The organism is Actinacidiphila oryziradicis, assembly GCF_005047355.1.
GTDB lineage: Bacteria > Actinomycetota > Actinomycetes > Streptomycetales > Streptomycetaceae > Actinacidiphila > Actinacidiphila oryziradicis.
The window spans coordinates 274,299-296,031 of record NZ_SUMC01000004.1 but is presented as its reverse complement, the minus strand read 5'-3'; the positions used below and the strand labels follow the sequence as shown (position 1 = coordinate 296,031).

Annotated in this window: 22 protein-coding genes, 1 pseudogene and 1 riboswitch; of the genes and pseudogenes, 4 read left to right on the top strand and 19 right to left on the bottom strand. The window is 70.7% G+C overall.

Annotation, left to right across the window (positions count from 1 at the left end; genetic code table 11):
* Window positions 1-282 precede the first annotated feature (282 nt).
* The 10 genes from FCI23_RS07000 to ribD all read right to left on the bottom strand — a co-directional run bounded on the left by FCI23_RS07000 (window position 283) and on the right by ribD (window position 8,856).
* Window positions 283-1,338 (bottom strand): hemolysin family protein, encoded by a 1,056-nt coding sequence (locus tag FCI23_RS07000; RefSeq protein ID WP_136722562.1) that lies wholly within the window; start codon window positions 1,336-1,338, stop codon window positions 283-285.
* On the bottom strand, window positions 1,335-2,663 hold the full coding sequence (locus FCI23_RS06995) for a hemolysin family protein (RefSeq protein ID WP_136722561.1): 1,329 nt from the start codon (window positions 2,661-2,663) through the stop codon (window positions 1,335-1,337). The genes FCI23_RS07000 and FCI23_RS06995 overlap by 4 nt, the downstream gene beginning before the upstream one ends.
* Before the next feature lie 167 nt (window positions 2,664-2,830).
* Window positions 2,831-3,319, bottom strand: a complete 489-nt coding sequence (locus tag FCI23_RS06990; protein ID WP_136722560.1) for a PH domain-containing protein — start codon at window positions 3,317-3,319, stop codon at window positions 2,831-2,833.
* Window positions 3,307-4,155, bottom strand: a complete 849-nt coding sequence (hisG, locus tag FCI23_RS06985) for an ATP phosphoribosyltransferase (protein ID WP_136722559.1) — start codon at window positions 4,153-4,155, stop codon at window positions 3,307-3,309. The genes FCI23_RS06990 and hisG overlap by 13 nt, the downstream gene beginning before the upstream one ends.
* 49 nt (window positions 4,156-4,204) lie before the next feature.
* Complete coding sequence (locus FCI23_RS06980) at window positions 4,205-4,477, bottom strand: phosphoribosyl-ATP diphosphatase (protein WP_136722558.1); 273 nt, start codon at window positions 4,475-4,477, stop codon at window positions 4,205-4,207.
* Between the two features lie 208 nt (window positions 4,478-4,685).
* Window positions 4,686-5,174, bottom strand: coding sequence for a 6,7-dimethyl-8-ribityllumazine synthase (ribH, locus tag FCI23_RS06975; protein ID WP_136722557.1), 489 nt, complete (start codon window positions 5,172-5,174; stop codon window positions 4,686-4,688).
* A 30-nt stretch (window positions 5,175-5,204) separates the two neighbouring features.
* Window positions 5,205-6,491, bottom strand: a complete 1,287-nt coding sequence (locus tag FCI23_RS06970; protein ID WP_136722556.1) for a bifunctional 3,4-dihydroxy-2-butanone-4-phosphate synthase/GTP cyclohydrolase II — start codon at window positions 6,489-6,491, stop codon at window positions 5,205-5,207.
* Window positions 6,488-7,144: a nicotinamide mononucleotide transporter family protein gene (locus tag FCI23_RS06965; protein WP_136722555.1), complete on the bottom strand. Its 657-nt coding sequence runs from the start codon at window positions 7,142-7,144 to the stop codon at window positions 6,488-6,490. The genes FCI23_RS06970 and FCI23_RS06965 overlap by 4 nt, the downstream gene beginning before the upstream one ends.
* Entirely contained in the window at window positions 7,141-7,749 is a 609-nt protein-coding gene (locus FCI23_RS06960; RefSeq protein ID WP_136722554.1) for a riboflavin synthase, read from the bottom strand. Before FCI23_RS06960 ends, FCI23_RS06965 begins: the two co-directional genes overlap by 4 nt.
* Window positions 7,750-8,856 carry a bifunctional diaminohydroxyphosphoribosylaminopyrimidine deaminase/5-amino-6-(5-phosphoribosylamino)uracil reductase RibD gene (ribD, locus tag FCI23_RS06955; protein ID WP_136722553.1) on the bottom strand — a complete coding sequence of 369 codons (1,107 nt, stop codon included), beginning with the start codon at window positions 8,854-8,856 and terminating at the stop codon, window positions 7,750-7,752.
* Between the two features lie 152 nt (window positions 8,857-9,008).
* Window positions 9,009-9,139, bottom strand: a riboswitch (FMN riboswitch).
* Window positions 9,140-9,302: 163 nt separating this feature from the next.
* Between ribD and FCI23_RS06950 the strand changes: the two genes are divergently transcribed.
* Window positions 9,303-9,560, top strand: a complete 258-nt coding sequence (locus tag FCI23_RS06950) for an SCO5918 family protein (protein ID WP_136722589.1) — start codon at window positions 9,303-9,305, stop codon at window positions 9,558-9,560.
* 73 nt (window positions 9,561-9,633) lie between these two features.
* On the opposite strand, the gene FCI23_RS06945 is transcribed toward FCI23_RS06950, so the two are convergent.
* Window positions 9,634-10,836, bottom strand: a complete 1,203-nt coding sequence (locus FCI23_RS06945) for an ROK family transcriptional regulator (RefSeq protein ID WP_136722552.1) — start codon at window positions 10,834-10,836, stop codon at window positions 9,634-9,636.
* A 62-nt stretch (window positions 10,837-10,898) separates the two neighbouring features.
* On the opposite strand from FCI23_RS06945, the gene FCI23_RS06940 reads away from it, so the two are divergent.
* Window positions 10,899-12,176: an MFS transporter gene (locus tag FCI23_RS06940; RefSeq protein ID WP_136722551.1), complete on the top strand. Its 1,278-nt coding sequence runs from the start codon at window positions 10,899-10,901 to the stop codon at window positions 12,174-12,176.
* Between the two features lie 27 nt (window positions 12,177-12,203).
* Here the strand turns inward: FCI23_RS06940 and FCI23_RS59320 are convergent.
* Window positions 12,204-12,350 (bottom strand): annotated as a pseudogene (locus FCI23_RS59320) (transcriptional regulator); the annotation flags it as partial.
* A gap of 238 nt (window positions 12,351-12,588) precedes the next feature.
* Here FCI23_RS59320 and FCI23_RS06930 point away from each other — a divergent pair.
* Window positions 12,589-13,248: a DUF5995 family protein gene (locus tag FCI23_RS06930; RefSeq protein WP_169316698.1), complete on the top strand. Its 660-nt coding sequence runs from the start codon at window positions 12,589-12,591 to the stop codon at window positions 13,246-13,248.
* 7 nt (window positions 13,249-13,255) lie between these two features.
* Here the strand turns inward: FCI23_RS06930 and FCI23_RS06925 are convergent, their stop codons facing one another.
* From FCI23_RS06925 to FCI23_RS06895, 7 genes are all read right to left on the bottom strand, one after another.
* A complete protein-coding gene (locus FCI23_RS06925; protein ID WP_136722550.1) occupies window positions 13,256-13,708 on the bottom strand; it encodes a phospholipase in 453 nt (150 codons plus the stop codon).
* Window positions 13,709-13,807: 99 nt separating this feature from the next.
* Window positions 13,808-15,508, bottom strand: coding sequence for a flavin monoamine oxidase family protein (locus FCI23_RS06920; protein ID WP_136722549.1), 1,701 nt, complete (start codon window positions 15,506-15,508; stop codon window positions 13,808-13,810).
* 56 nt (window positions 15,509-15,564) lie between these two features.
* Window positions 15,565-16,365, bottom strand: coding sequence for a carbon-nitrogen hydrolase family protein (locus FCI23_RS06915; protein WP_136722548.1), 801 nt, complete (start codon window positions 16,363-16,365; stop codon window positions 15,565-15,567).
* A 480-nt stretch (window positions 16,366-16,845) separates the two neighbouring features.
* Window positions 16,846-17,733 (bottom strand): phosphotransferase family protein, encoded by an 888-nt coding sequence (locus FCI23_RS06910; RefSeq protein ID WP_136722547.1) that lies wholly within the window; start codon window positions 17,731-17,733, stop codon window positions 16,846-16,848.
* Window positions 17,734-18,126: 393 nt separating this feature from the next.
* Window positions 18,127-18,582 (bottom strand): Lrp/AsnC family transcriptional regulator, encoded by a 456-nt coding sequence (locus FCI23_RS06905; RefSeq protein WP_136722546.1) that lies wholly within the window; start codon window positions 18,580-18,582, stop codon window positions 18,127-18,129.
* A gap of 85 nt (window positions 18,583-18,667) precedes the next feature.
* Complete coding sequence (locus FCI23_RS06900; RefSeq protein WP_136722545.1) at window positions 18,668-20,107, bottom strand: GuaB1 family IMP dehydrogenase-related protein; 1,440 nt, start codon at window positions 20,105-20,107, stop codon at window positions 18,668-18,670.
* A gap of 205 nt (window positions 20,108-20,312) precedes the next feature.
* On the bottom strand, window positions 20,313-20,705 hold the full coding sequence (locus FCI23_RS06895; protein WP_136722544.1) for a winged helix-turn-helix transcriptional regulator: 393 nt from the start codon (window positions 20,703-20,705) through the stop codon (window positions 20,313-20,315).
* A 149-nt stretch (window positions 20,706-20,854) separates the two neighbouring features.
* Here FCI23_RS06895 and FCI23_RS06890 point away from each other — a divergent pair, with 149 nt between their 5' ends.
* Entirely contained in the window at window positions 20,855-21,700 is an 846-nt protein-coding gene (locus FCI23_RS06890) for an NAD(P)H-binding protein (protein WP_136722543.1), read from the top strand.
* Window positions 21,701-21,733: the final 33 nt, after the last annotated feature.

Sequence of the window (21,733 nt, the reverse complement as noted above, 5' to 3'; positions counted from 1 at the left end):
CGCGCCCACCACCGCACCTGGCCCCAGCCCGCCGCCCCGCCGGCCGAGGCGGTCACCATCACCCCCGCGTCCAAGAGCGCCCCGGCCAAGCGAAAACCCAAGGTCACCGCTTAAAACAGCGGCATTGGGCCTAACCCCCGGACCCCCAGTCCTCAAACGCCGGACGGCCTGGATGGTTGCTGCGTTGTGGGCAGGCGTTCCGCGGGGCGATGGGGGGGCACCTCCCATGCCCTTAAGGCCATGGGGGAGGGTGGGCACAAAGCAGACCACCGGCCCGCACGCTCAGCCGGCCAGTACGGGCGGCAGCGCCACCGACCGGTGGGAGGGGTCCCGTACCTCCCCCACGAGCATTTCCAGCACGTCCTCCAGCGCGACAAGCCCGAGCACATGCCCACCGGGGTCGGCGACAGCCGCGAGGTGGGACGCGGCGCGCCGCATCTGGGTGAGGGCGTCGTCCAGCGGGAGCTCGCCGCGCAGGGTCGCCATGGGCCGCCAGAGCCGGGCCGGAACCGGACGGTCCCGGTCGTCGAGGTCGAGGACGTCCTTGACGTGGAGGTAGCCGAGGTAGCTGCCGTCGGGACCGGCGATGGGGAAGCGGGAGTAGCCGGTGCGGACCGTGAGCTCCTCGACCTCGCCGGGGGTCACGGAGGGGTCGACTGTGACCAGTTCCACGTGCTCCAGGAGGACATCGGTGACGGGGCGGGTGCCCAGTTCGAGGGCGTCTTCCAGCCGTTCCTGCTCGCCGTCGTCCAGCAGGCCCGCCTGGCGGGCGTCCTCGACGAGCAGAGTGAGCTCCTCGCTGGTGAAGACCGCGTCGACCTCATCCTTGGGCTCGACCCTGAAGAGCTTCAGCACCAGCCGCGCGCAGCTGCCGAGCACCGCGATGACCGGCCGGAAGACCCGGGCGAAGCCGACCAGGCCGGGGCTGAGCCAGAGAGCGGTCTTCTCGGGGGCGGCCATGGCGAGGTTCTTCGGCACCATCTCGCCGATGACGAGATGCAGGAAGACCACGACGGCGAGGGCGAGGACGTATCCGACCGGATGGACCACCTCGTCCGGCATGTGGAGGGCTGTGAAAACCGGCTCCAGCAGATGTGCGATCGTCGGCTCGGCGACCGCGCCGAGGGTCAGGGAGCAGATGGTGATGCCGAACTGTGCGGCGGCCATCATCTGCGGCAGGTTCTCCAGGCCGTGCAGAACGGTGCGGGCCCGCCGGTGGGTGTCGGCCAGCGGCTCGATCTGGCTGCGGCGTACGGAGACGAGCGCGAACTCGGCGCCGACGAAGAAGCCGTTGGCGAGTACCAGCAGGACAGCGAAGAGCAGTTGGACGGCACTCATCGCTCAGGTACCTCCGGCACCTCGGTGGAGACCAGGCGTACTCGTTCCGCCCGGTGGTGGGCCACCTCACGCACACGCAGCTCCCAGCCGGGCAGCCGGGCGGTGTCGCCGGAGGCGGGGATCCGGCCGAGCAGGTCGGCGACGAGCCCGGCAACGGTCTCGTACGGCCCGTCGGGGGCGTCGAGTCCTATGCGGGCGAGCGCGTCGACCCGGCAGCCACCGTCGGCGTCCCAGGCGGGGCGTCCGGCCTCGCCGCCGAGCACGGGGGCGAGTTCCGGTACGTCGGCGGCGTCGTGCTCGTCGCGGACCTCGCCGACGAGTTCCTCGACGATGTCCTCCAGGGTGACGACCCCGGCGGTGCCCCCGTACTCGTCGACGACGACCGCGATCGGCTGCTGCTTGCGCAGCTGCTCCAGGAGCTGCTGCACGGGGAGCGTCTCCGGTACGAGCAGCGGGGCCACCGTGATCCGGCCGACAGGGGTGCGGTCCCGCAGGTGGCCCGGGATGGCGAGGGCGTCCTTGAGGCCGGCCATGCCGGTGATGTCGTCGAGGCGCTCGTGGTAGACGGGGAAGCGGGAGAGCCCGGTGGCGCGGGTGAGGTTGAGGACGTCTGCGGCGGTGGCTGTGTCCTGCAGGGCACTGACCCGGACGCGCGGGGTCATCACGTTCTCCGCCGTGAGGTCGCCCAGCGAGAGCGTGCGGACGAAAAGGTCGGCGGTGTCCTGTTCAAGGGCGCCGGCCAGCGCCGAGTGCCGGGCGAGGGAGACGAGTTCGGTGGGGGTACGGGCGGAGGCCAGTTCGTCCGCGGGCTCGACGCCGAGCACGCGCACCAGCCGGTTGGCGGCGGTGTTGAGCACTTCGATAACGGGCCGGAAGGCGCCCGAGAAGATCCGCTGCGGGCCGGCCACGAAGCGGGCGACCTGCAACGGCCGCGACACCGCCCAGTTTTTGGGGACGAGCTCGCCGATGACCATCTGCACGGCGGAGGCGAGCATCATGCCGATCACGACCGCGATTCCGGCCGCCGCGCCGTCGGGGATGCCGACCGCCGTGACCGGGCCGGTGAGCAGGTCGGCGAGGGCGGGCTCGGCGAGCATACCGACCACGAGCGAGGTGATGGTGATGCCGAGCTGGGTACCGGAGAGCTGGAAGGAGAGCTTCTGCAGGGCCGCGACGACACTGCGGGCCCGGCGGTCGCCGGCGGCCGCGGCGCGTTCGGCGGCCGGCCGCTCCACGGTCACCAGGCCGAATTCGGCGGCGACGAAGAAGCCGTTCGCGAGGATCAGGAGGAATGCCGCTGCAAGCAGCAGTAGCGAGGTGTTCATGCCACCGCTCCGGGATGTCGGAAGGGAGGGGCGGCGCAGGTACTACCGGACGGTCCGTCCATCGTGGTGGGGGTGTCACTCCTTTGGTCGGTACGGTGCCCGCGGGACCGGTGCGGCGGACTTTCGCGGAACTCCAGAGTAATCAGGAAGGGGTCCGTCCGGCAGGTCTAACGGGCGGCGGACTCCCCGGTTCCGTATACCTCGGCGAGCGCGCGCAGCGAGGCCGCGTCGCGCACCGCCCGCTCGCGCCCTATGCCGGGCTGGATACCCATGGCGGCGAGGCTGGTGCCGTCGGCAAGGTCGAGCTGGACCCACGGGTCACCCGGACGGAGGTTGACCCGCACCACCTCGGCCCACGCCAGGCGGCGCCGGGTGGTGAGGTTCACCACGGTGACACCGCCCTGGTCGGCCACTACCTTGGGGCGGCTGAGCAGCGTCAGTACGGCGAAGACGAGCGCACCGGCGGCGACCAGCGTCAGCCGGTCTCCGGCGCCCCACGGCCGCGCGCCGCCGTGCGGCATCAGCAGGGCGAGCACGGTGAAGACGCCGAGCACCAGCGTGCCGACGCTCAGCAGCACCACCCGGGTGCGGACCGGCCGGAACACCACGGGCAGCGCGGGTGTCGTCACAGGGGTCACGGGCGTCACAGACGGCATGCGTGGATGCCCGTGGTGAGGATCGCGCGGGCGCCGAGGTCGTACAGCTCGTCCATGATCCGCTGGGCGTCGCGGCTGGGCACCATGGCGCGTACGGCGACCCAGCCCTCGTGGTGCAGCGGGGAGACGGTGGGCGACTCCAGGCCGGGGGTGACGGCTATGGCCTTCTCGACCTGCTCGACGCGGATGTCGTAATCCATCATCACGTACCGCCGGGCGACCAGGACGCCCTGGAGGCGGCGCAGGAACTGCAGGGCCTTGGAGTCGGGCTCCGAGGTGCCGGTGCGGCGGATGACGACCGCCTCGGACTCCAGGATCGGCTCGCCGATGACTTCGAGTCCCGCGTTGCGCAGCGAGGTGCCGGTCTCGACGACATCGGCGATCACCTGCGCGACACCGAGCTGGATGGCGGTCTCGACTGCGCCGTCCAGGCGGACGACGGAGGCCTCGACGGAGTTGTCGGCGAGGTGCCGCTTGACGACCTCCGGATAGGAGGTGGCGATCGTCAGCCCGCCGAACTCCTTCACGTCCTGGACGGAACCGGGGACGGTGGCGTAGCGGAAGGTGGAGCGGGCGAAGCCGAGCTGGAGGATCTCCTCGGCATTGGCCGCGGAGTCCAGCAGCAGGTCACGGCCGGTGATGCCGATGTCGAGCCGGCCGGAGCCGACATAGATCGCGATGTCCCGGGGGCGCAGGTAGAAGAACTCGACCTCGTTCTCGGGGTCGACGAGGACGAGTTCCTTGGGCTCCTTGCGCTGCCGGTAGCCGGCCTCATGGAGCATGGCCGCCGCAGGTCCTGAGAGTTGGCCCTTGTTCGGGACGGCGATGCGGAGCATGAGAGCGGTTTCCTTTACTGCTCGGGATGGTTCATATGGTGCGGGTGGTTCAGAGGTGAGCGTATACGTCATCGAGGGAGATGCCGCGGGCGACCATCATCACCTGAAGGTGGTACAGCAGCTGGGAGATCTCCTCGGCGGTGCGGTCGGCGCCTTCGTGCTCGGCGGCCATCCACACCTCGGCGGCCTCCTCGACCACCTTCTTGCCGATCGTATGAACGCCCTTTTCCACCAGTTCGGCGGTGCGGGAAGTGTGGGGGTCGCCGTTGGCGGCCTTGTGCTGGAGCTCGGTGAAGAGCTCCTCGAATGTCTTCTTGGCCATGGTGCCTAACACCCTACGGGGTGGGGCCCGGTTTCCAGCTGCCGGGGCGCCTGCGGCGCTTTCCCCTCCCCGCCCCTTCGCGGCTCCCTCCGATACGCGGCTGGCGCCGCGTGGAGGGGCTCCGCCCCAGGACCCGGTCCTCAAACGCCGGACGGGCTGGAATTGTCACCGTCCACCGGCCCGCACATGGAACCGGCGCCGGAGGGACCTAATGGCGCCAGGGTTCGGAGACCGAGCGCAGGATGGTCGCCGTGGCGACGGCCGCGGTGACGGCCTCGTGGCCCTTGTCCTCGTTCGAGCCGGGGAGCCCCGCCCGGTCCAGGGCCTGCTGCTCGGTGTCGCAGGTCAGAACGCCGAAGCCGATCGGGACACCGGTGTCGACGGAGACCTGGGTGAGGCCCGCGGTAACGCCCTGGCAGACGTATTCGAAGTGCGGAGTACCGCCGCGGATGACCACGCCGAGGGCGACGATCGCGTCGTAGCCTCGCCCGGCCAGCGCCTTGGCGGCCACGGGCAGCTCGAAGCTGCCCGGGACCCGCAGCAGGGTCGGCTCGTCGATGCCGAGTTCGCGCAGCGCGCGCAGCGCGCCGTCGACGAGGCCGTCCATGACCTGGTCGTGCCACAGGGCCGCGATCACGGCCACCCGCAGGTCGCCGCAGTTCTTCACGGTCAGCTCGGGGGCACCCTTACCGCTCACGACTCTCCTCAGTGCTGTACGGATCGATGGTTACTGGTTGGCGCAGGCGCTGGTCTGGCCCGCGTCGAGCCACGGCAGGTCGTGGCCCATGCGGTCGCGCTTGGTGCGCAGATACCGCAGATTGTGTTCACCGGCCTGGACCGGCACCGGCTCACGGCCGGTGACGGCCAGGCCGTGCCGTACCAGGGCGTCGGTCTTGTCGGGGTTGTTGGTCATCAGCCGCAGGGAGCGCACCCCGAGGTCGATGAGCATCTGGGCGGCGGCGCCGTAGTCGCGGGCGTCGGCGGGCAGGCCGAGTTCGAGGTTGGCGTCGAGGGTGTCGCGGCCGAGCTCCTGGAGTTCGTACGCGCGGAGCTTGGACAGCAGGCCGATGCCTCGGCCCTCGTGACCGCGCAGGTACAGGACGACGCCCCGTCCCTCGGACGCCACCCGTTCGAGGGATGCCTGGAGCTGCGGTCCGCAGTCGCAGCGCAGGGAGTGGAAGACGTCGCCGGTCAGGCACTCGGAGTGGACCCGTACGAGGACGTCCTTGCCGTCACCGATCTCGCCGGCGACGAGCGCGATGTGTTCGACGCCGTCGATGACGCTGCGGTAGCCCAGCGCCCGGAAGTCACCGTAGGCGGTGGGCAGGCTGGTGGCGGCCTCACGGCGGACGGTGGGTTCGGCGGAGCGGCGGTAGGCGACCAGGTCTTCTATCGAGATGATCGCCAGACCGTGCTTGCGGGCGAACGGCACCAGTTCGGGGAGCCTGGCCATGGTTCCGTCCTCGTTGGCGATCTCCACGATCGCGGCGGCCGGACGCAGTCCGGCCAGCCGTGCGAGATCCACGCCGGCCTCGGTGTGGCCGTTTCGGACGAGTACGCCGCCCGGTCGGGCGCGCAGCGGGAAGACATGGCCGGGCCGTACGAAATCCGAAGCCGCTGTTTCCGCCGAGGCGAGCAGCCGGATGGTGGTGGCCCGGTCGGCGGCGGAGATGCCGGTGGTGGTGCCGTGCTCGGGACCGGCGTCGACCGAGACGGTGAAAGCGGTGCTCATGCTCTCGGTGTTGGTCTCGACCATCTGCGGCAGGCCGAGCCGGTCCAGGTCCGGCTCCTCCAGCGGCACGCAGATCAGGCCGCGGCATTCGGTCATCATGAAGGCGACGATCTCGGGAGTGGCCTTTTCGGCGGCGACGACGAGGTCCCCCTCGTTCTCCCGGTCCGCGTCGTCCACCACGACTACCGGGCGGCCGGCCCCGATCTCGGCGATGGCGCGTTCCACGGGGTCGAGGCCGATGGGGGGCTCCTCGGCCTCGTACCAGCTCTGCGATGCGGTCATGCCGAGACTCCTTCCAGGACGGCGTCGGCCTCGGCCCGCGGGGTCCGGGTCTGCTTCCACCAGGCGTACATGCCGAGGATCACGAGTACGAAGTAGACGATGTAGACCATGCCGGAGAACGGCAGGCCGCTGTTGAAGGCGAGCGGGACACCGACGACGTCGACCGCGAGCCAGGCGAACCAGAACTCGACCCAGCCGCGGGCCTGGGCGAACATCGCGGCGAGGGTGCCGACGAAGATGTAGGCGTCCGCCCAGGGGCTCCAGGACAGGCTGGGGAAGGCGGTGAAGATCCCACCGACGGCGAGGGTGCCGGCTGCCGTGCCGGCCACCAGCCGGCCGCGCTCGGCCCAGGTGGCGAACCGTATGGTCACAGCGCCGCTGTCGCGGCGCCCGCGCTGCCACTGGAGCCAGCCCCACAGGGCGACGACGATCACGACGAGTTGTTTGCCGATCCCTCCGCTGAGGTGGGCGGAGGCGTAGGCGGCGATCAGGATCAGGCCGGAGAGCAGTTGGGCGGGCCAGGTCAGCATGGACCGGCGCCAGCCGAGCGCCAGGGCGGCGAGACCGAGGCAGTTGCCGGCCATGTCGGACCAGATGACATGCTGCCCGAAGAGGCTGAAAGCACCGCTGTTCAGCCAGGTGAGGGCGCTCACTGGGCGGCCTCTGCCCGGTCGGCGCCGAGCAGCCGCTCGACGTACTTGGCGAGGACGTCCACCTCGAGATTGACCGGATCGCCTGCCTGCTTGATGCCCAGCGTGGTGAGGGCGAGGGTGGTCGGGATGAGGCTGACAGTGAAGTAGTCGGAGCCCGCGTCGACGACGGTGAGGCTGATGCCGTCGACCGTGATCGAGCCCTTCTCGACGACATAACGGCTGAGGTCCGCCGGGAGGGAGATCTTGACGATCTCCCAGTTGTCGGAGAGCTTGCGCTCGACGATCGTGCCCTTGCCGTCCACATGACCCTGCACGAGATGACCGCCGAGCCGGCCGCCGAGCGCCATGGGGCGCTCCAGGTTGACTTTGGAGCCGACGGCGAGGGCCCCGAGGCTGGAGCGGTCCAGGGTCTCGGCCATCACATCGGCGGTGAATTCGCCGCCGCCGAAGTCGACGACAGTGAGGCAGACGCCGTTGACGGCGATGGAGTCGCCGTGCTTGGCGCCTTCCGTGACGACCGGTCCGCGCAGGCGGAAGCGGGAGGCGTCCCCCAGGTCGTCGATCGCGACGACCTGGCCGAGTTCTTCGACGATTCCGGTGAACACTCAGTTCTCCTCGGTGCTGGCCGGGCGGATTGGGCGGGGATAGGCGGTGATACGCAGGTCGGGGCCGATGGTCACGAACTCGGTCACGTCGAGGCGCAACGCCTCTCCGATGGTGGTGATTCCTGACTCGGCCAGCGCTGCGGAGCCGGCGCCGAGCAGGGCCGGGGCGAGGTAGCCGACGACCTTGTCGACCGCCCCGGCGGCGACAAAGCCCCCGGCGAGGGTGGGGCCGCCTTCCAGGAGTACGGAACGGACGCCTCGTGCGTGCAGGTCGGCGAGCAGGTCGGGAACCGCGAGACCGCGTTCGGCGCGCGGCAGCCGGGTGATGACGGTCTCAGGCAGGTGCCGGGTGTCGGCGTCCACGGCCACCGCGATGAGGGTCGGAGCGGCGTCGTCCAGGACCCGGGCGTCCCGCGTGACCTTCGCGTTGGTGTCGACGACGACGCGCAGGGGCTGGGTGAAGTCCCCCTGGACGCCACGTACGGCGAGGTGCGGGTCGTCGGCGCGCAGGGTGCCGGAGCCGACGACAACGGCGTCGGCCTCGGCGCGCAGCCGGTGGACGTCGGCGCGCGACTCGGGCGAGCTGATCCAGCGGCTGGTGCCGTCGGCCGCGGCGATCCGGCCGTCGAGGGTGGCGGCGTACTTCCACAGCACGAAGGGGCGCTGTTCGCGGACCGAGGTCAGCCAGACCTCGTTGCCGCGCGCGGCCTCTTCCATGAGCGGGCCGCCTTCGACGTCGATCCCGGTGGCGGCCAGGGTGGCGGCTCCGCCGGTGGCGTCGGGGGTGGGGTCGGCGACCGCGTACACGACCCGGGCGATCCCGGCCTCGATCAGTGCCTGTGCGCAGGGGCCGGTGCGGCCGGTGTGGTTACAGGGTTCGAGGGTGACCACGGCGGTGCCGCCGCGGGCCCGTTCGCCGGCCGCCCTCAGGGCGTGCACCTCGGCGTGCGGGCCGCCGGCCCGTTGGTGCCAGCCCTCGCCGACGACCTGTCCGGCGGTGTCGAGGATGACGGAACCGACGACCGGATTGGGGCTGGTGGCGCCGAGTCCGCGGGCGGCGAGCGTGATGGCCCGCCGCATCGCTTCGGTTTCGACGGCTGTCGCCACCGGGTCCTCCTGCCTCTTCGGGCACGGACTCCGGGGCTGCGAGGGAACAGGAGCGGACGCGGAACGCCGGGACACGCCGGGGCCGGAGGTGTGGCCTCGTACGCGGGTACGTACGGTGGCCGCCGACGACGGCGTACCGGTGTTTCGGACCGCCGCGCACTGCCTCCCATCCGGACTTTAACCGTCGGTCCAGGAATTTCACCTGGTCAACCGGCCGCTGGAAGCGGACGGGTCGCGGACTATAACCGCCGGTTCGGACTTTCACCGACCCCGGAGTGCGCTAAACGTCACTGGTACGCCTCCAGTCTGCCACGTCGGGCCGTCGGGCAGACCGGCGGATCTCTGTGGCCTGGATCACGCGAGGCCCGGGTGCGCATGGCGGTTTTGAGCCGGAGTATGCGAGGCTGAGCATACGGTTCCATTCACCGATCCATTGCTGAGGCATGATGCGCGTCACCATCGCCCGCCGACACTTCTACTTCCACCCCATCGAGGTGGAGCAGGCGATGGAGGGCGTCGTCCCCGAGCCGATCACAGGCCAGTCGGTGCGGATCGGACGCCGTGACTACCCGATAATGCAGGTGGGCGCCGTGATCACCCGTCAGGACCGGCGGGACTTCAGTGTCGGCGAGGTCACCCGGGCGATGCAGGCTCTCGGTTTCACGTGCCGGGCCGCGCCCAGCGAGAGCAAGGGCGCGTTGTGACCCGGCCGGACGGGCTTGGGACATCAGGCCCGTCCGACGATTGAATGACGAACCGGGCCGGACGGACCAGAGGTCAACCGCCCGGCGAAAAAAGCACCTCTTGTGCCGCGTCCATCGCGGACAGCACCGCCCCGCGCAGGACCGCGCTGCCGCCCACCTTCCCCGCACGCACTTCCGTACGAAGCGGGGACATCCGCGCGAGTCGGTCCCCGACGCGTTCGGCCAGGGTGTCACCTCCGGCCCGCCCGACCTCCCCGGCCAGTACCACACAGCCCGGGTCGAGGACCGCGCACACCGCGGCGGCGCCGACCGCGATCCGCGCGGCGAGAGCATCCAGGAAGAGCTCACCGCGCTTGCCCGCGGTCCGGGCCGCCCCCACCACCGCCTCCGCCGCCGGGGCGTCGTCCCCGGCCACCGGGAGGCCGTGTTCCCGGGCGAGCGCGCACACCGCCCCGCTCGACGCCAGCGAGTGGAAGCCGCCCTCGCAGCCCGTCGCGGTCGGCAGTTGCCAGGTCCCGGGGACGGGCAGGAAGCCGATTTCCCCGGCGCCGCCGGAGGCGCCGCGCCGCAGCCGGCCGTCGAGGATCACCGCCGCGCCGACCCCGTGTCCGAGCCAGAGCAGTACGAAGGTGTCCTTGTCCGGTACCGCCCCGAGCCGCTGCTCGGCGACGGCGGCGAGATTGACCTCGTTCTCCAGCAGCACCGGCACGCCGAACCGCTTGCGCAGCGTCGTGACGAGCGCGGAGTGCCAGGCGGGCAGCGCACCGCTCGGGCTGAGCTCCCCGGTGGCGGGGACGACCAGGCCGGGGGCCCCGACCGCGATGGTATGCAGTTCGGCCACCCCGGCGTCGTGGGCCGTGCGCTCCAGCAGGACGACCGACCGCGACACGGTGCGCCTGGGATCACTGCAGGGGTCGACCGGTAGCGCGGCGCTGCCCACCGCGCGCCCGAGCAGGTCGGCGACCTCGATGGCGACGCGGTGGGTGCGTACGTCGACGGCGGCGAGGTAGGCGCGGTCGGCGACGATTCCGTAGAGCCTGGCGTTGGGACCGCGCCGTTCGGCACCGGCCTCGCCGACGACCGCGATCAGTCCCGCGTCCTGGAGCCGCTCGACGAGGTCGGCGACGCTGGGGCGGGAGAGCCCGGTGAGGACCCTGAGCTGAGCGGCGGTCAGCGGCCCATCCCGCTGCAGGAGTTCGAGCGCCAGCCGGTCGTTGATGACCCGGGCCATACGGGGGGTGGCGGTGCGGCCGGAGCGGTCACGCGTGGCGGTCATGGCGGGATCCTACGACCTTTGTCCTATATCTATCAGGCAACCTGCCTGATAGTTTGCGCCTCATGGTGAGGACCTCCACGAAGAAGGCGCACATCGCCGTCGCCACAGTGTTCGCAGTGCACGGATCAATCGCCGGCACCTTCGCCACCCGCATTCCCTGGATCCAGGAGCACCTCGGGCTGAGCTCCGGGCACCTCGGCTTCGCGCTGGCCTTCGCCGCGGCCGGCGCCTCCGCCGCGATGCCGCTGGCCGCCCGCATCGCCCACCGCTTCGGCATGCGGACCGCGCTGCGCGGGCTGCTCGCCCTGTGGTGCGCCTCGCTCGCGCTGCCCGCGCTCAGCCCCGGTCTCCCCTGGCTGTGTGCCGCGATGTTCTGCTTCGGGGCCAGCGCCGGCATGACCGATGTGGTGATGAACGCGGTGGGCGTCGGGGTGGAGGAGCGGCTCGGACGATCCATCATGTCCGGGCTGCACGGCATGTGGAGCGTGGGCACGCTGCTCGCCTCGGTGGTGGGCGTGGTCGCCGCACATGCCAACCTCGACGCCCGGGTGCATCTGGCTGTCATGGCGGCTCTCCTCATACCGTTCGGCATGTTCGTCTGCCGCGGGATCCCCGGCATCCGGCCGGAGACGGAAGCGGGGGCACAGTCGCCGCCGCGCTTCGCCCTGCCGCCCAGGTCGGCGCTGGCGATCGGCGCCATAGGCTTCTGCGGAGTCTTCGCGGAAGGGGCGAGCGCGGACTGGAGCGGGGTCTATCTGCGGGACATCACGGGCTCCTCACAGGCCGTCGCCGCCGCCTCGTACACCGCGTTCGCCTGCACCATGGCCGCCGCCCGGCTATTGGGTGACCTGGTGGTGCGGCGGTTCGGACCGGTGCGCACCGTGCGGGCGGGCGGGGTGCTCGCGACGGCCGGCGGCGTCATGGTGGTGACCGCGGTGTCCCAGCCGGCGGCGATCGCGGGCTTCGCGCTGATCGGGGTCGGCATCGCGATCGTCGTCCCGCTGTGCTTCGCGGCGGCCGGCAGGAGCGGGACGGTGCCCGCGCAGGCGATCGCCGGAGTCGCCACGATCACCTACACCTCCGGGCTTGTCGCCCCTGCGGCGATGGGAACGATCGCCCAGGCCACCTCCCTCACGGTCTCCTTCGGCCTGGTCACCCTGCTGGCTTCCGGGCTGATCATGGGCGCGCCCGTACTGCGCCCCGCTGCGCCGACGGTGCCCGTGCGCGAACACGGAGGCGACCGGTCCACCCGGTCTGCGGTGCGGTTTAGAGGCCGCGTGAACAGGTGGGGCGAGGGGCAAGCCCGGCAAGGCGGAGGTGGGGACACCTCCCAGCGGTAGCTGGGGGAGGAGGCGACGCGGAGCGTCGTCGACGGACATCCCGGCGAGCTGCGCCACCTCCTCGCCGCGCAGGCCGGGGGTGCGCCGCCGCGGCTCCTCGGCGAGACCCACGTCGACGGGGGCGAGGCGGGCGCGGCTGCGGCGCAGGAAGTCGGCCGGTTCGGAGCGGTCCACCCCTCCAGCATGCGGCATCGCCGCGAGCTCTTACCAGGTCACAGCCGGGGAGTGCTGGTCCCTGGATCGGCCGGCCGCTCCCGCCCGGCGCCCACCCGTGCCGGTTCTGTGACGGATGCCACTGGTTGGGCCGGCCGGCAACGGCGTGTGCCGCGGGCGGGGTCTGAGGTCACCCGTTCCGGCGACGCTGCGGCGAGCGTTCGCCGTGGTTTCCCGTACCGCCTGGGACGCTGGGCGTATGACGGTGGACCGAGTGATGGCCCGGATGCACGCTTTGAGCGACGCGCTGCCGTCGCGTGACGGGGTCGCGGTGTTCAACCGGGTGTATCTGTCGGTCACCGAGGAACTGCGGCGGCTGATCGCCGCGGACGCCTTCGAGGATCCGGCCGCTGCCGCCGAACTGGGCGTCCGCTTCGCCGGGCGTTATCTGGCGGCCGTTGAGGATGATGCGGCGGGGCGGCGGGCGCCCGCCTGCTGGCGGCCGCTGTTGCAGATGCGCGGCCATCGCGGGGTACGGCCGCTGCAGTTCGCTCTCTGCGGCATCAACGCGCATGTGGGGCACGACCTGGCGCTCGCCGTGGTGGACGCCTGCCGGGCACTGGATGTCGCGCCGCCGCTCCTGCAGCGGGACTTCGACCGCGTCGGCGAGTTGCTGACCGTCATCGAGGAGCGGGTACGGGAGGAGCTGATGCCCGGCCCCGATCTGCTGGACATCGCCGATCCGCTCACCCATCTGGTCGGCTCGTGGAGCCTGGAGAGGGCCCGGGACGCCGCCTGGGCGGCGGCCCGCGCCCTCTGGTCGCTGCGCGGCCTCCGGGACGTCTGCGAGGAGTTCGAGGAGCGCCTCGACGCCGGCGTCGGCCTCGTGGGCCGCTTCCTGCTCACCCCGCTGGACTGACTGGCTGTCAGCCGGAGGCCTTGACCGCTTCGTAGTAGGTCCAGGCGGTGCCGTTGTACGAGGCCTTCGTCGCACCGCTGTAGGCGGCGCAGACCCGCTTGAGGTCCTCGTAGAAGGCGCTGTCCGGTCTCGCTTTGTCGGCATCGAACTGTCCGGCGGCCTTGTAGTTGCGGTAGCCGAAATCATGGCGAGCGCATGACAACTTAAAAGGGAATCCGAAGGGATTGCCCGGGGAGTCGGAGCAGTAGTCCGTCGACCAGTCGAAGCTGTAGGCCGACCAGCCCGACTGGTTGTCACGTGCCGTGAGCCAGGTGGTGTAGCTGCTCGCGCTGGTCTGGGTCCAGCCGGAAAGGACCGCGGGCTTGTCCGCCGGGACCGCCGAAGCGGGTACCGCACCGGCGACGACGGCGACAAGGGCCGGCGATGATGCCGCCAGGCCGGTGGCGAGAGGACGACGCATTCAGCATCTCCGGGGTCCGGCGGCCCGGCGGGGCCGCGCTCACCCGAAGATTTGACAGGAGCGAGTCAAGTTAATCCCTGTCGGCACGTCAATTGGCCCTCAGCTGTCCTCCAGTTCCACCGGCTCGATACGGTCGTACACATCACCCGGGCCCGGGTTGGCGGGGTCGGTGGCGCCGCCGAGGTGGTGCATGACCCCCCAGACCGCGTTCAGCGCGGTCTGTACGGCGCCTTCGGCCCAGCCGGCCGTCCAGGAGATGTCATCACCGGCGAGGAAGATGCCGCGCTTGCCCTCAGGGAGGCGGTCCTGCATGAAGTGGGTGAACAGGCGGCGCTGGTAGCGGTAGTGGCCGGGCAGGTTCGCCTTGAAGGCACCCATGAAGTAGGGCTCGTTCTCCCAGGAGACCGTGACGGGATTGCCGATGATGTGCCGCCGGATGTCGACCTTGGGATAGATCTCGCCGAGTGACTTGAGCATGACCTCCATGCGCTCGTTCGCACTCAGCGGGAGCCACTTGAGGCTGTCGTCGCACCACGTGTAGGACAGGCAGATCACGGCGGGCCGGTCCGGACCGTCGTCCAGGAGGTAGGTGCCGCGGGTCATCCGGTCGGTGAGCGTCATGCTCATTACGTCACGGCCGGTCGGCTCGCCCCTGTCATCGACGGCCTTGTCGAGCCAGAACGGCCGGTCGACGGGGACGAAGAGTTTGCTCGACTCCATGTAGTGGGTGCGCTCGATCGCCGTCCAGTGGTCGATCGGGAAGAGCGAGTCGTCGCAGGCGATCTTGGAGAGCAGCATCCAGCTCTGCGCGGTGAAGACCGCGGCGGTGTAGGTGCGGGTGTCGCCCGAGGCGTCGCCGACCGTGATCCGGTTCCCGGCGGTGCGGTGCAGCCGGGTCACGGCCGGGCGCGGCTCACCGCCGTGCAGCGAGCGCAGCGAGGTGCCGTACGGATGGTGGACGGTCTTCTCCGGCTCGCGCTCCCAGAGCCGGAGCGGGAGTTGCTGGCTGCCGCCGACGATCCCGCGGTGGTCGTCGTCGGCGCCGGTGTAGACGACCCGGAGGATCTCCAGGATGGAGTTGGGGAAGTCGGTGTCCCAGCCGCCGGTGCCGAAGCCGACCTGGCCGAAGATCTCGCGGTGCCGGAAGGACTTGAAGGCCGGCGAGTCGCAGAGGAAGCCGTAGAAGGTCTGGTTGTCGAGCTTCTCGACGAGCTTCGCCCAGATCGCGCGGATGACGGGGATGTCGCGCTCGCGCATGGCGCGCTGCATGGCCGAGAAGTCGGCGCCGTCCTCCAGACAGGCGTTCCAGGCGTGCATGACCTGGTGGTAGACCTCAGGGAGGTCCTCGACGGTGGTGGCGTAATGGGACTCGCCCTTGAGGTCCACGACTGTGGACGGGGTGTCCGCGGCCAGGGGGTTGGGGAACGGCTTGGTCTCCAGGCCCACAAGGTCGATGTAGTGCTGGAAGGCGGTCGAGGACGGCGGGAAGCGCATGGCGCCCATCTCGGCCGTCAGGTGCTCGTCACAGCCCTCGAAGCCGACCGTGCGGAGCCGGCCGCCGATCTGGTCGGCCTCGTAGACGACGGGCTTGAGGCCCATCTTCATCAGCTCGTACGCCGCCACGATGCCGGAGAGGCCGCCGCCGATGACCGCGACCTCGGTGCCGTGGGCGGTGGCGGGTATGGTGCCGAGGCCGGCCGGATGGGCAAGGAAGTCGTCGTAGGCGTACGGGAAGTCGGGGCCGAACATGGTGATCGGCTGCTCGTCGTGGACCGCGGCGGTGGGCACCGTGGACGTCATCGGGTAGTTCTCCTAGGGCCTATCCGGTCGATCTCCGTGGAGGACGGCGGGGCGGTTCAGACGAGGCGGCGGTAGAGCTCGGAGCGGCGGTCTCGCAGATACGGATTCGCTTCGCGCGAGGCGTGCAGGAGGGCCGGGTCGGCGTCGCCGATGATCAGTTCCTCGCCGCGTCCGGCCCGGGCCCGGGTGATGCCGTCGGGGCCGGAGAGACAGCTGAGGCCGACGAAGTCGAACCCGCCCTCGGGGCCGCAGCGGTTGACGTACGCGACATAGAGCTGGTTCTCGAAGGCCCGGACCGGGACGACGGTCTCCGCGACGAATTCGAAGGGACGCATCTGCGCGGTGGGGACGAGGAGGAGGTCGGTGCCGGCGAGAGCGTGGGCGCGGACGTTCTCCGGGAACTCGACGTCGTAGCAGATGAGGAAGCCGATCCGCAGGCCGTTGAGTTCGGCTTGGACGACGGGGCTGTCGCCCGGGGTGAAGTACTTGCGCTCGAAGTCGCCGAAAAGATGGGTCTTACGGTAGTTGCCGAGCCGCCGGCCATCGGGGCCGATGAGCTGCGCGGCGTTGAAGACCGCGGCGCCCTCGCGCTCGGGGTAACCGTAGGCGATCGCGATCCCGTGCCCGGCGGCGATCTCCATGACCCGGCGGGCGCTCCGGCCGTCGGCGGGCTCGGCGAGGCGCTCCACCCCGTCCCCGATCGCGTAGCCGGTGAGATACATCTCGTTGCACACCAGCAGGCCCGCGCCGGAGGCGGCGGCGCTGCGCGCGGCCACGTCGAGCGCGCCCAGGCTCGCGTCGACGGTCGCGGGAATGCCCGCGGGGCCTTGGTAGAGCGCGATGCGCAGCGGCGTCATGGGACCTCTTTGCGATAGTTGAAACCAGAACGTCCTGGCGGCACCTCCCGGCGGGAGGCCGGGGAGGGATCGGGGACAGGCGCGGCAGGAGGGCGCGTCCCTGAACGGTACGTTCCGCGATCAGGCGCGGACAAGGCTCGGATATTGCGCACCGGCAGGCGATCCGTTGCGTGTTCCGGCCAGAAGGCGGCGAATCGTTGCGCGGACCGCTTAAGAGGCCGCGCGAATAGGTGGGGTGGAGGAAGGAGCGGGGCGAGGGGCAAGTCTGGCAAGGCGGAGGTGGGGGCACCTCCCAGCGGTAGCTGGGGGAGGAGGCGACGCGGAGCGTCGTTGACCGACGACAACGCCGCCAGGCGCCGCCCTTCGGCACGCGACGCCGCCCCACCTATTTGTGCGGCCTCTAAGTCCTGTCCGATCGTGCGGCAGGCGCGTCGGCCGCCCGCATGCCACGGGCGGCCGAGACCCCAGGAAGGCCAACCGTCAGATGACGCGATCCATCATCCTGGGGATGACCCACAGCGACCGCTCCAGCTGGTCCCGCCGGCCGTGCGGCCCGCCCCAGCCCAGACGGGCGATCGCGTTGTACGCGACGGCCTGCCGCCAGCCCGGCCGGCCGGAGATCCGCAGCACCTCCTCCACCAGCCGGTCCACCGGGTCTCCCGGCCCCGGGACCGGGGCGTCCCGGAACCGCAGCCCCTCGTACTGGCACGCCAGGCAGACCAGATCGAGCGCGCGATCGCCCAGCGCGAGATTGTCGATGTCGACGATTCCGCCCAGCCGGCCGCGCCGTACGAGGATGCTGGTGAAGCTGAGGTCGAAATGCACAAAGTCGGCACGGAGTTCCGGTCGTGGCACCGCCCGTACCCACTCCGCCAGCCGGACGCAGAGCTCAGCGGACTCCGGCGAGCGCTCCCGCGCCGCACGCCACCAGCCCATCGTGTCGCCGTACACCACCTTGGCCATCCAGCCTGGGTCGCCGCAGCGCGGCGCGGCTCCGTTGTGCAGTGCGGCGGACTGCAGTGCCACCGCCGCGCACACCTCGTCGAGGACCGCCTTGTCGGGGCCGGTCACAGCCGGCCGGCCGGGCAGCCGCTCCTGCACCAGGCCGTAACCGCCGAGCACCGGGCCGTGGGCGAAGATCCGGGCGGTGGGGTACCCGCGGCCGAGCAATTGCGTGCTGTGCCCGATCGCGCCCGGCAACCACTGCCCCCAGCGGTCCAGCCACTTCACCACCACCGGCTGCCCGGCATCCGTCACCGCGAAGATCGTGCGGCCCTTGTCCGCCCCGGCCGGGCTGAGGCCGCTCAGCCGCACGCCCAGCCCGTCGGCGACAAGGCGGGCCCGCTCGGGTGTGAGCCTGTACACCATCAGTGCGTCAGCTCCCCTGCCTCGACGCCATCGGTGCCGCCCGTGCGGCGCGGCCCGTGCCGGGGGAACGGCCGTCCGGCGGCAGGCCCGCAGGCGCAGGCCGGGTAACGCCGGAAGCTCCGCCGCGAGAGCGTATGCGCCACCTTGTACGGGGCCACGACTACCGGCAAAGTCGCTGAGGGCGCTTCTGTCTGCCCGCCCGGCGACGCCGGACCGTCCGCCCTGGCCGGAGCGCACGGCCCAGGCCTCGTTGCCGCGAGGAACGCCCTCTCCCCCGGCGAACAGTCTTTGCCGCGGGCCCGCACGGCGTTGTGGATCGATTCAGCCATACGAACAGTGTCGGGACCGGCGGCTGCGGCAGCAGTCGTTCCCGCTTGCGTTCACTCGGTCGGGTCAGGTCGGCGAGCCCGAGGTGTACCGGCGCAGCAGCGGAGACAGCACCAGCACCGACTTCGTACGCTCCACGAACTGCTCCCCCGCGATGCGCTCCAGCACCCGCTCGAAGTGCCTTACGTCGGACGCGAAGACCTGGACGATCGCGTCCGCCTCACCCGTGACGGTCGAGGCGGACGCCACTTCCGGGTACCGCGACAGCCCGCGCCGGATGTCCTCCGGCGAGGTGTTGTGACGGCAGTAGAGCTCGACGAGGGCCTCCGTCTCCCAGCCCAGCGCCGCCGGATCGACCCGCACGGTGAAGCCGGTGATGGCGCCCGCCGCGAGCAGCCGGTCGACCCGGCGTTTCACGGCGGGGGCGGAGAGGCCGACCTGGGCGCCGATGTCGGCGTAGGAGCGGCGGGCATCCTCGGCGAGGGCGTGCACGATGCGTTCGTCGAGATCGTTCAGTCGCAAGGCGGGTGGTTCACTTCTCTTCGGGGCGGGCTGGAGCGGCGGACACCGTAGCCATATCCGAAGTACAGCACGAGCCCGAGGGCTGTTACTGCCAGCTCGCGTCCAGTGGCTTGCCCTCCGCGTACCCGGCCGCGCTCTGGATGCCGACGACTGCCTTCTCCGCGAACTCCGCCAGCGAGGCCGCGCCGGCGTAGGTGCAGGAGCTGCGCACCCCCGCGATGATCGAGTCGATCAGATCCTCGACGCCCGGCCGGGCCGGGTCCAGGAACATCCGGGACGTGGATATCCCCTCCTCGAACAGCGCCTTGCGGGCCCGGTCGTACGCCGACTCCTCGCTGGTCCGGTTCCGTACCGCGCGCGCGGAGGCCATGCCGAAGCTCTCCTTGTAGAGCCGCCCGTCGGCGCTTTGCTGCAGATCGCCCGGGGACTCGTACGTCCCCGCGAACCAGGAGCCGATCATCACATTCGACGCGCCTGCCGCGAGCGCCATCGCCACATCACGCGGGTGCCGGACACCGCCGTCCGCCCATACATGCTTTCCGTACTTCTTCGCCTCGGCGGCGCACTCCAGCACGGCCGAGAACTGCGGGCGGCCCACCCCCGTCATCATCCGCGTGGTGCACATGGCACCCGGGCCCACCCCGACCTTGATGATGTCGGCGCCCGCCTCGATCAGGTCCCGCACGCCCTCGGCCGCGACGACGTTGCCGGCCACGATCGGCACCTGCGGGTCGAGCGCACGCACCATCGCGACCGCGGCGATCATCGACTCCTGGTGGCCGTGCGCCGTATCGACGACCAGCGTGTCCGCTCCCGCGTCCAGCAGTTGCTTGGCCTTGCCGGCCACATTCCCGTTGATGCCGACGGCGGTGGCGATGCGCAGCCTGCCGTTGGCGTCCGTGGCCGGAGTGAACAGCGTGGCGCGCAGCGCGGCCTTCCTGGTGAGGATGCCGGCCAGTTTCCCGTCGGCATCGACGGCCGGGGCCAGCTTGCGGTGGGCTTCCTCGAGGTGGTTGAAGGCCTCCCGCGGATCGATTCCGGCGTTCAGCAGAAGCAGGTCCCGCGACATGACCTCGGACAACTGGGTGAAGCGGTCGACGCCGGTGAGGTCGTGTTCGGTGACGACGCCGACCGGGCGGCCGTCCTGAACCACGACCGCCGCGCCGTGCGCCCGTTTGGGCAGCAGCGAGAGCGCGTCGGCGACGGTGGCGTGGGGGGCCAGCGTGATCGGGGTGTCGAGCACCAGGTGGCGCTGCTTCACGTAGGTGATCACCTCCGCGACCACATCGATCGGGATGTCCTGGGGAATGACCACCAGGCCGCCGCGACGGGCGACCGTCTCGGCCATCCGGCGGCCGGCGATGGCCGTCATATTGGCGACCACGAGCGGGATGGTGGTGCCGCTCCCGTCGGGAGCGGTCAGGTCCACGCCCTGCCGGGACCCGACCGCAGAGCGGCTGGGCACCATGAAGACGTCATCGTAGGTAAGGTCGTACGGCGGGATCACATCGTTGAGGAAACGCATTATGACTCTCTCACCTGCGGCTTTAGCTGGGTAGCGGGCGGGGAGTCAGCACGGGATCAGGGCTGCGGCTCCTACGCCATCATCACCGATGTCTCCACCTCGTGGCCAACCGGTGTCCCATGTTCCGTGTCTTCCTCCAGGGGGCCGGCTCCGGGAAAGGGTCGTTACTGGGGAAAGGCCGGCTGGCCCGCGCGAATCCGGCGCGCTACCGCGCCGAAGCGATGTCGTAAACGTGCCGGGCCCGCTCGACTTCGTCGAGGTTGGTGGTGGTCCATTCAGCGAGGTGGGCGAAGAGCGGGGCGAGGCTGCGGCCGAGCTCGCTGATCTCGTACTCGACCCGAGGGGGGACCTCTGGGTGGTAGGTGCGCACGACCAGGCCGTCGCGTTCGAGTTGCCGCAGCCGCTGGGTCAGCACCTTCGGTGTGATCCTGGTGATCCGTCGTTCCAGCTCAACGAACCGTTGCCGACCGTGCATGTTGAGGGTCCACAGGATCGGTGTGGTCCACCGGCTGAACACGATGTCCACGACCGGTCCGATCGGACAGGCATGTTCGGGGTCGGTCGGCGCCGATTCCATCCAGGTTGCGCTGTCGGCCATGCGGGTCCCCTCGGCATAGTCACTTTCCTGTAGGTACCTACTATACCGACGGTGTTAGCTTCACCGGGCGCAGCGAGGTCACTCCGCCCCGCGACGTTCTCGCCCGTCCGGACGTGAACGACCACGATGAAGTGACACGGGAGTTGTTCATGATCGTAGTTACCGGAGCGACCGGCAACGTCGGCCGGCCGCTCGTGCAGGCACTCGCGGCAGCCGGTGAGCAGGTGACGGCAGTGTCCCGAGGGGTCTCGGACGCGGCCGTACCGGAGGGCGTCCGGTACAGGCAGGCCGACTTGACCGATCCTGAGAGCCTTCGGCCCGTTTTCGACGGCGCTGACGCACTGTTCCTCCACGACACCGGTGCCGGTGCGCACCTGCTGAGCCCACGGGACATCCTCGACGTCGCGAAAGCCGGCGGAATCGGACGGATCGTGTTGCTGTCCTCCATAGGAATCGCAACCCGACCGCAGGGGGCCTGGCATGTAGGCACGGGACGGTCCTTTGACAGCGCCGTCCGGCAGTCGGGTATGGGCTGGACGATCCTGCGGCCTGGTGGTTTCGACTCCAACGCGTACGCCTGGGTCGAGTCGGTCCGTGCCCGACGGACCGTCGCCGCGCCGTTCGGTGACGTCGGCCTGCCGACCATCGACCCGGCCGACATTGCCGAGGTGGCCGCCGCGGTCTTGCGCGGGGACGGTCACGCCGGGCAGGTCTACGAGTTGACCGGGCCTGCCCTCAGCACGCCCCGGCAACAAGCCGAGGCGATCGGCGACGCGCTCGGCGAACCGATCGGGTTCATCGAGCAGACCCGTGACGAGGCCCGCGCGCAGATGCTGCAGTTCATGCCCGAGCCAGTGGTCGGGACCACCCTCGACGTCCTTGGCGAGCCCAACCCCGCCGAGCAGCGGATCAGCCCCGACGTCGAGCAGATCCTCGGCCGCGCGCCCCGCACCTTCGCCGACTGGGCCCAGCGCCACATCGCCGCCTTCCGGTAGGACCTGCACCTGCGCTGTCGGCCTGGGTCGAGG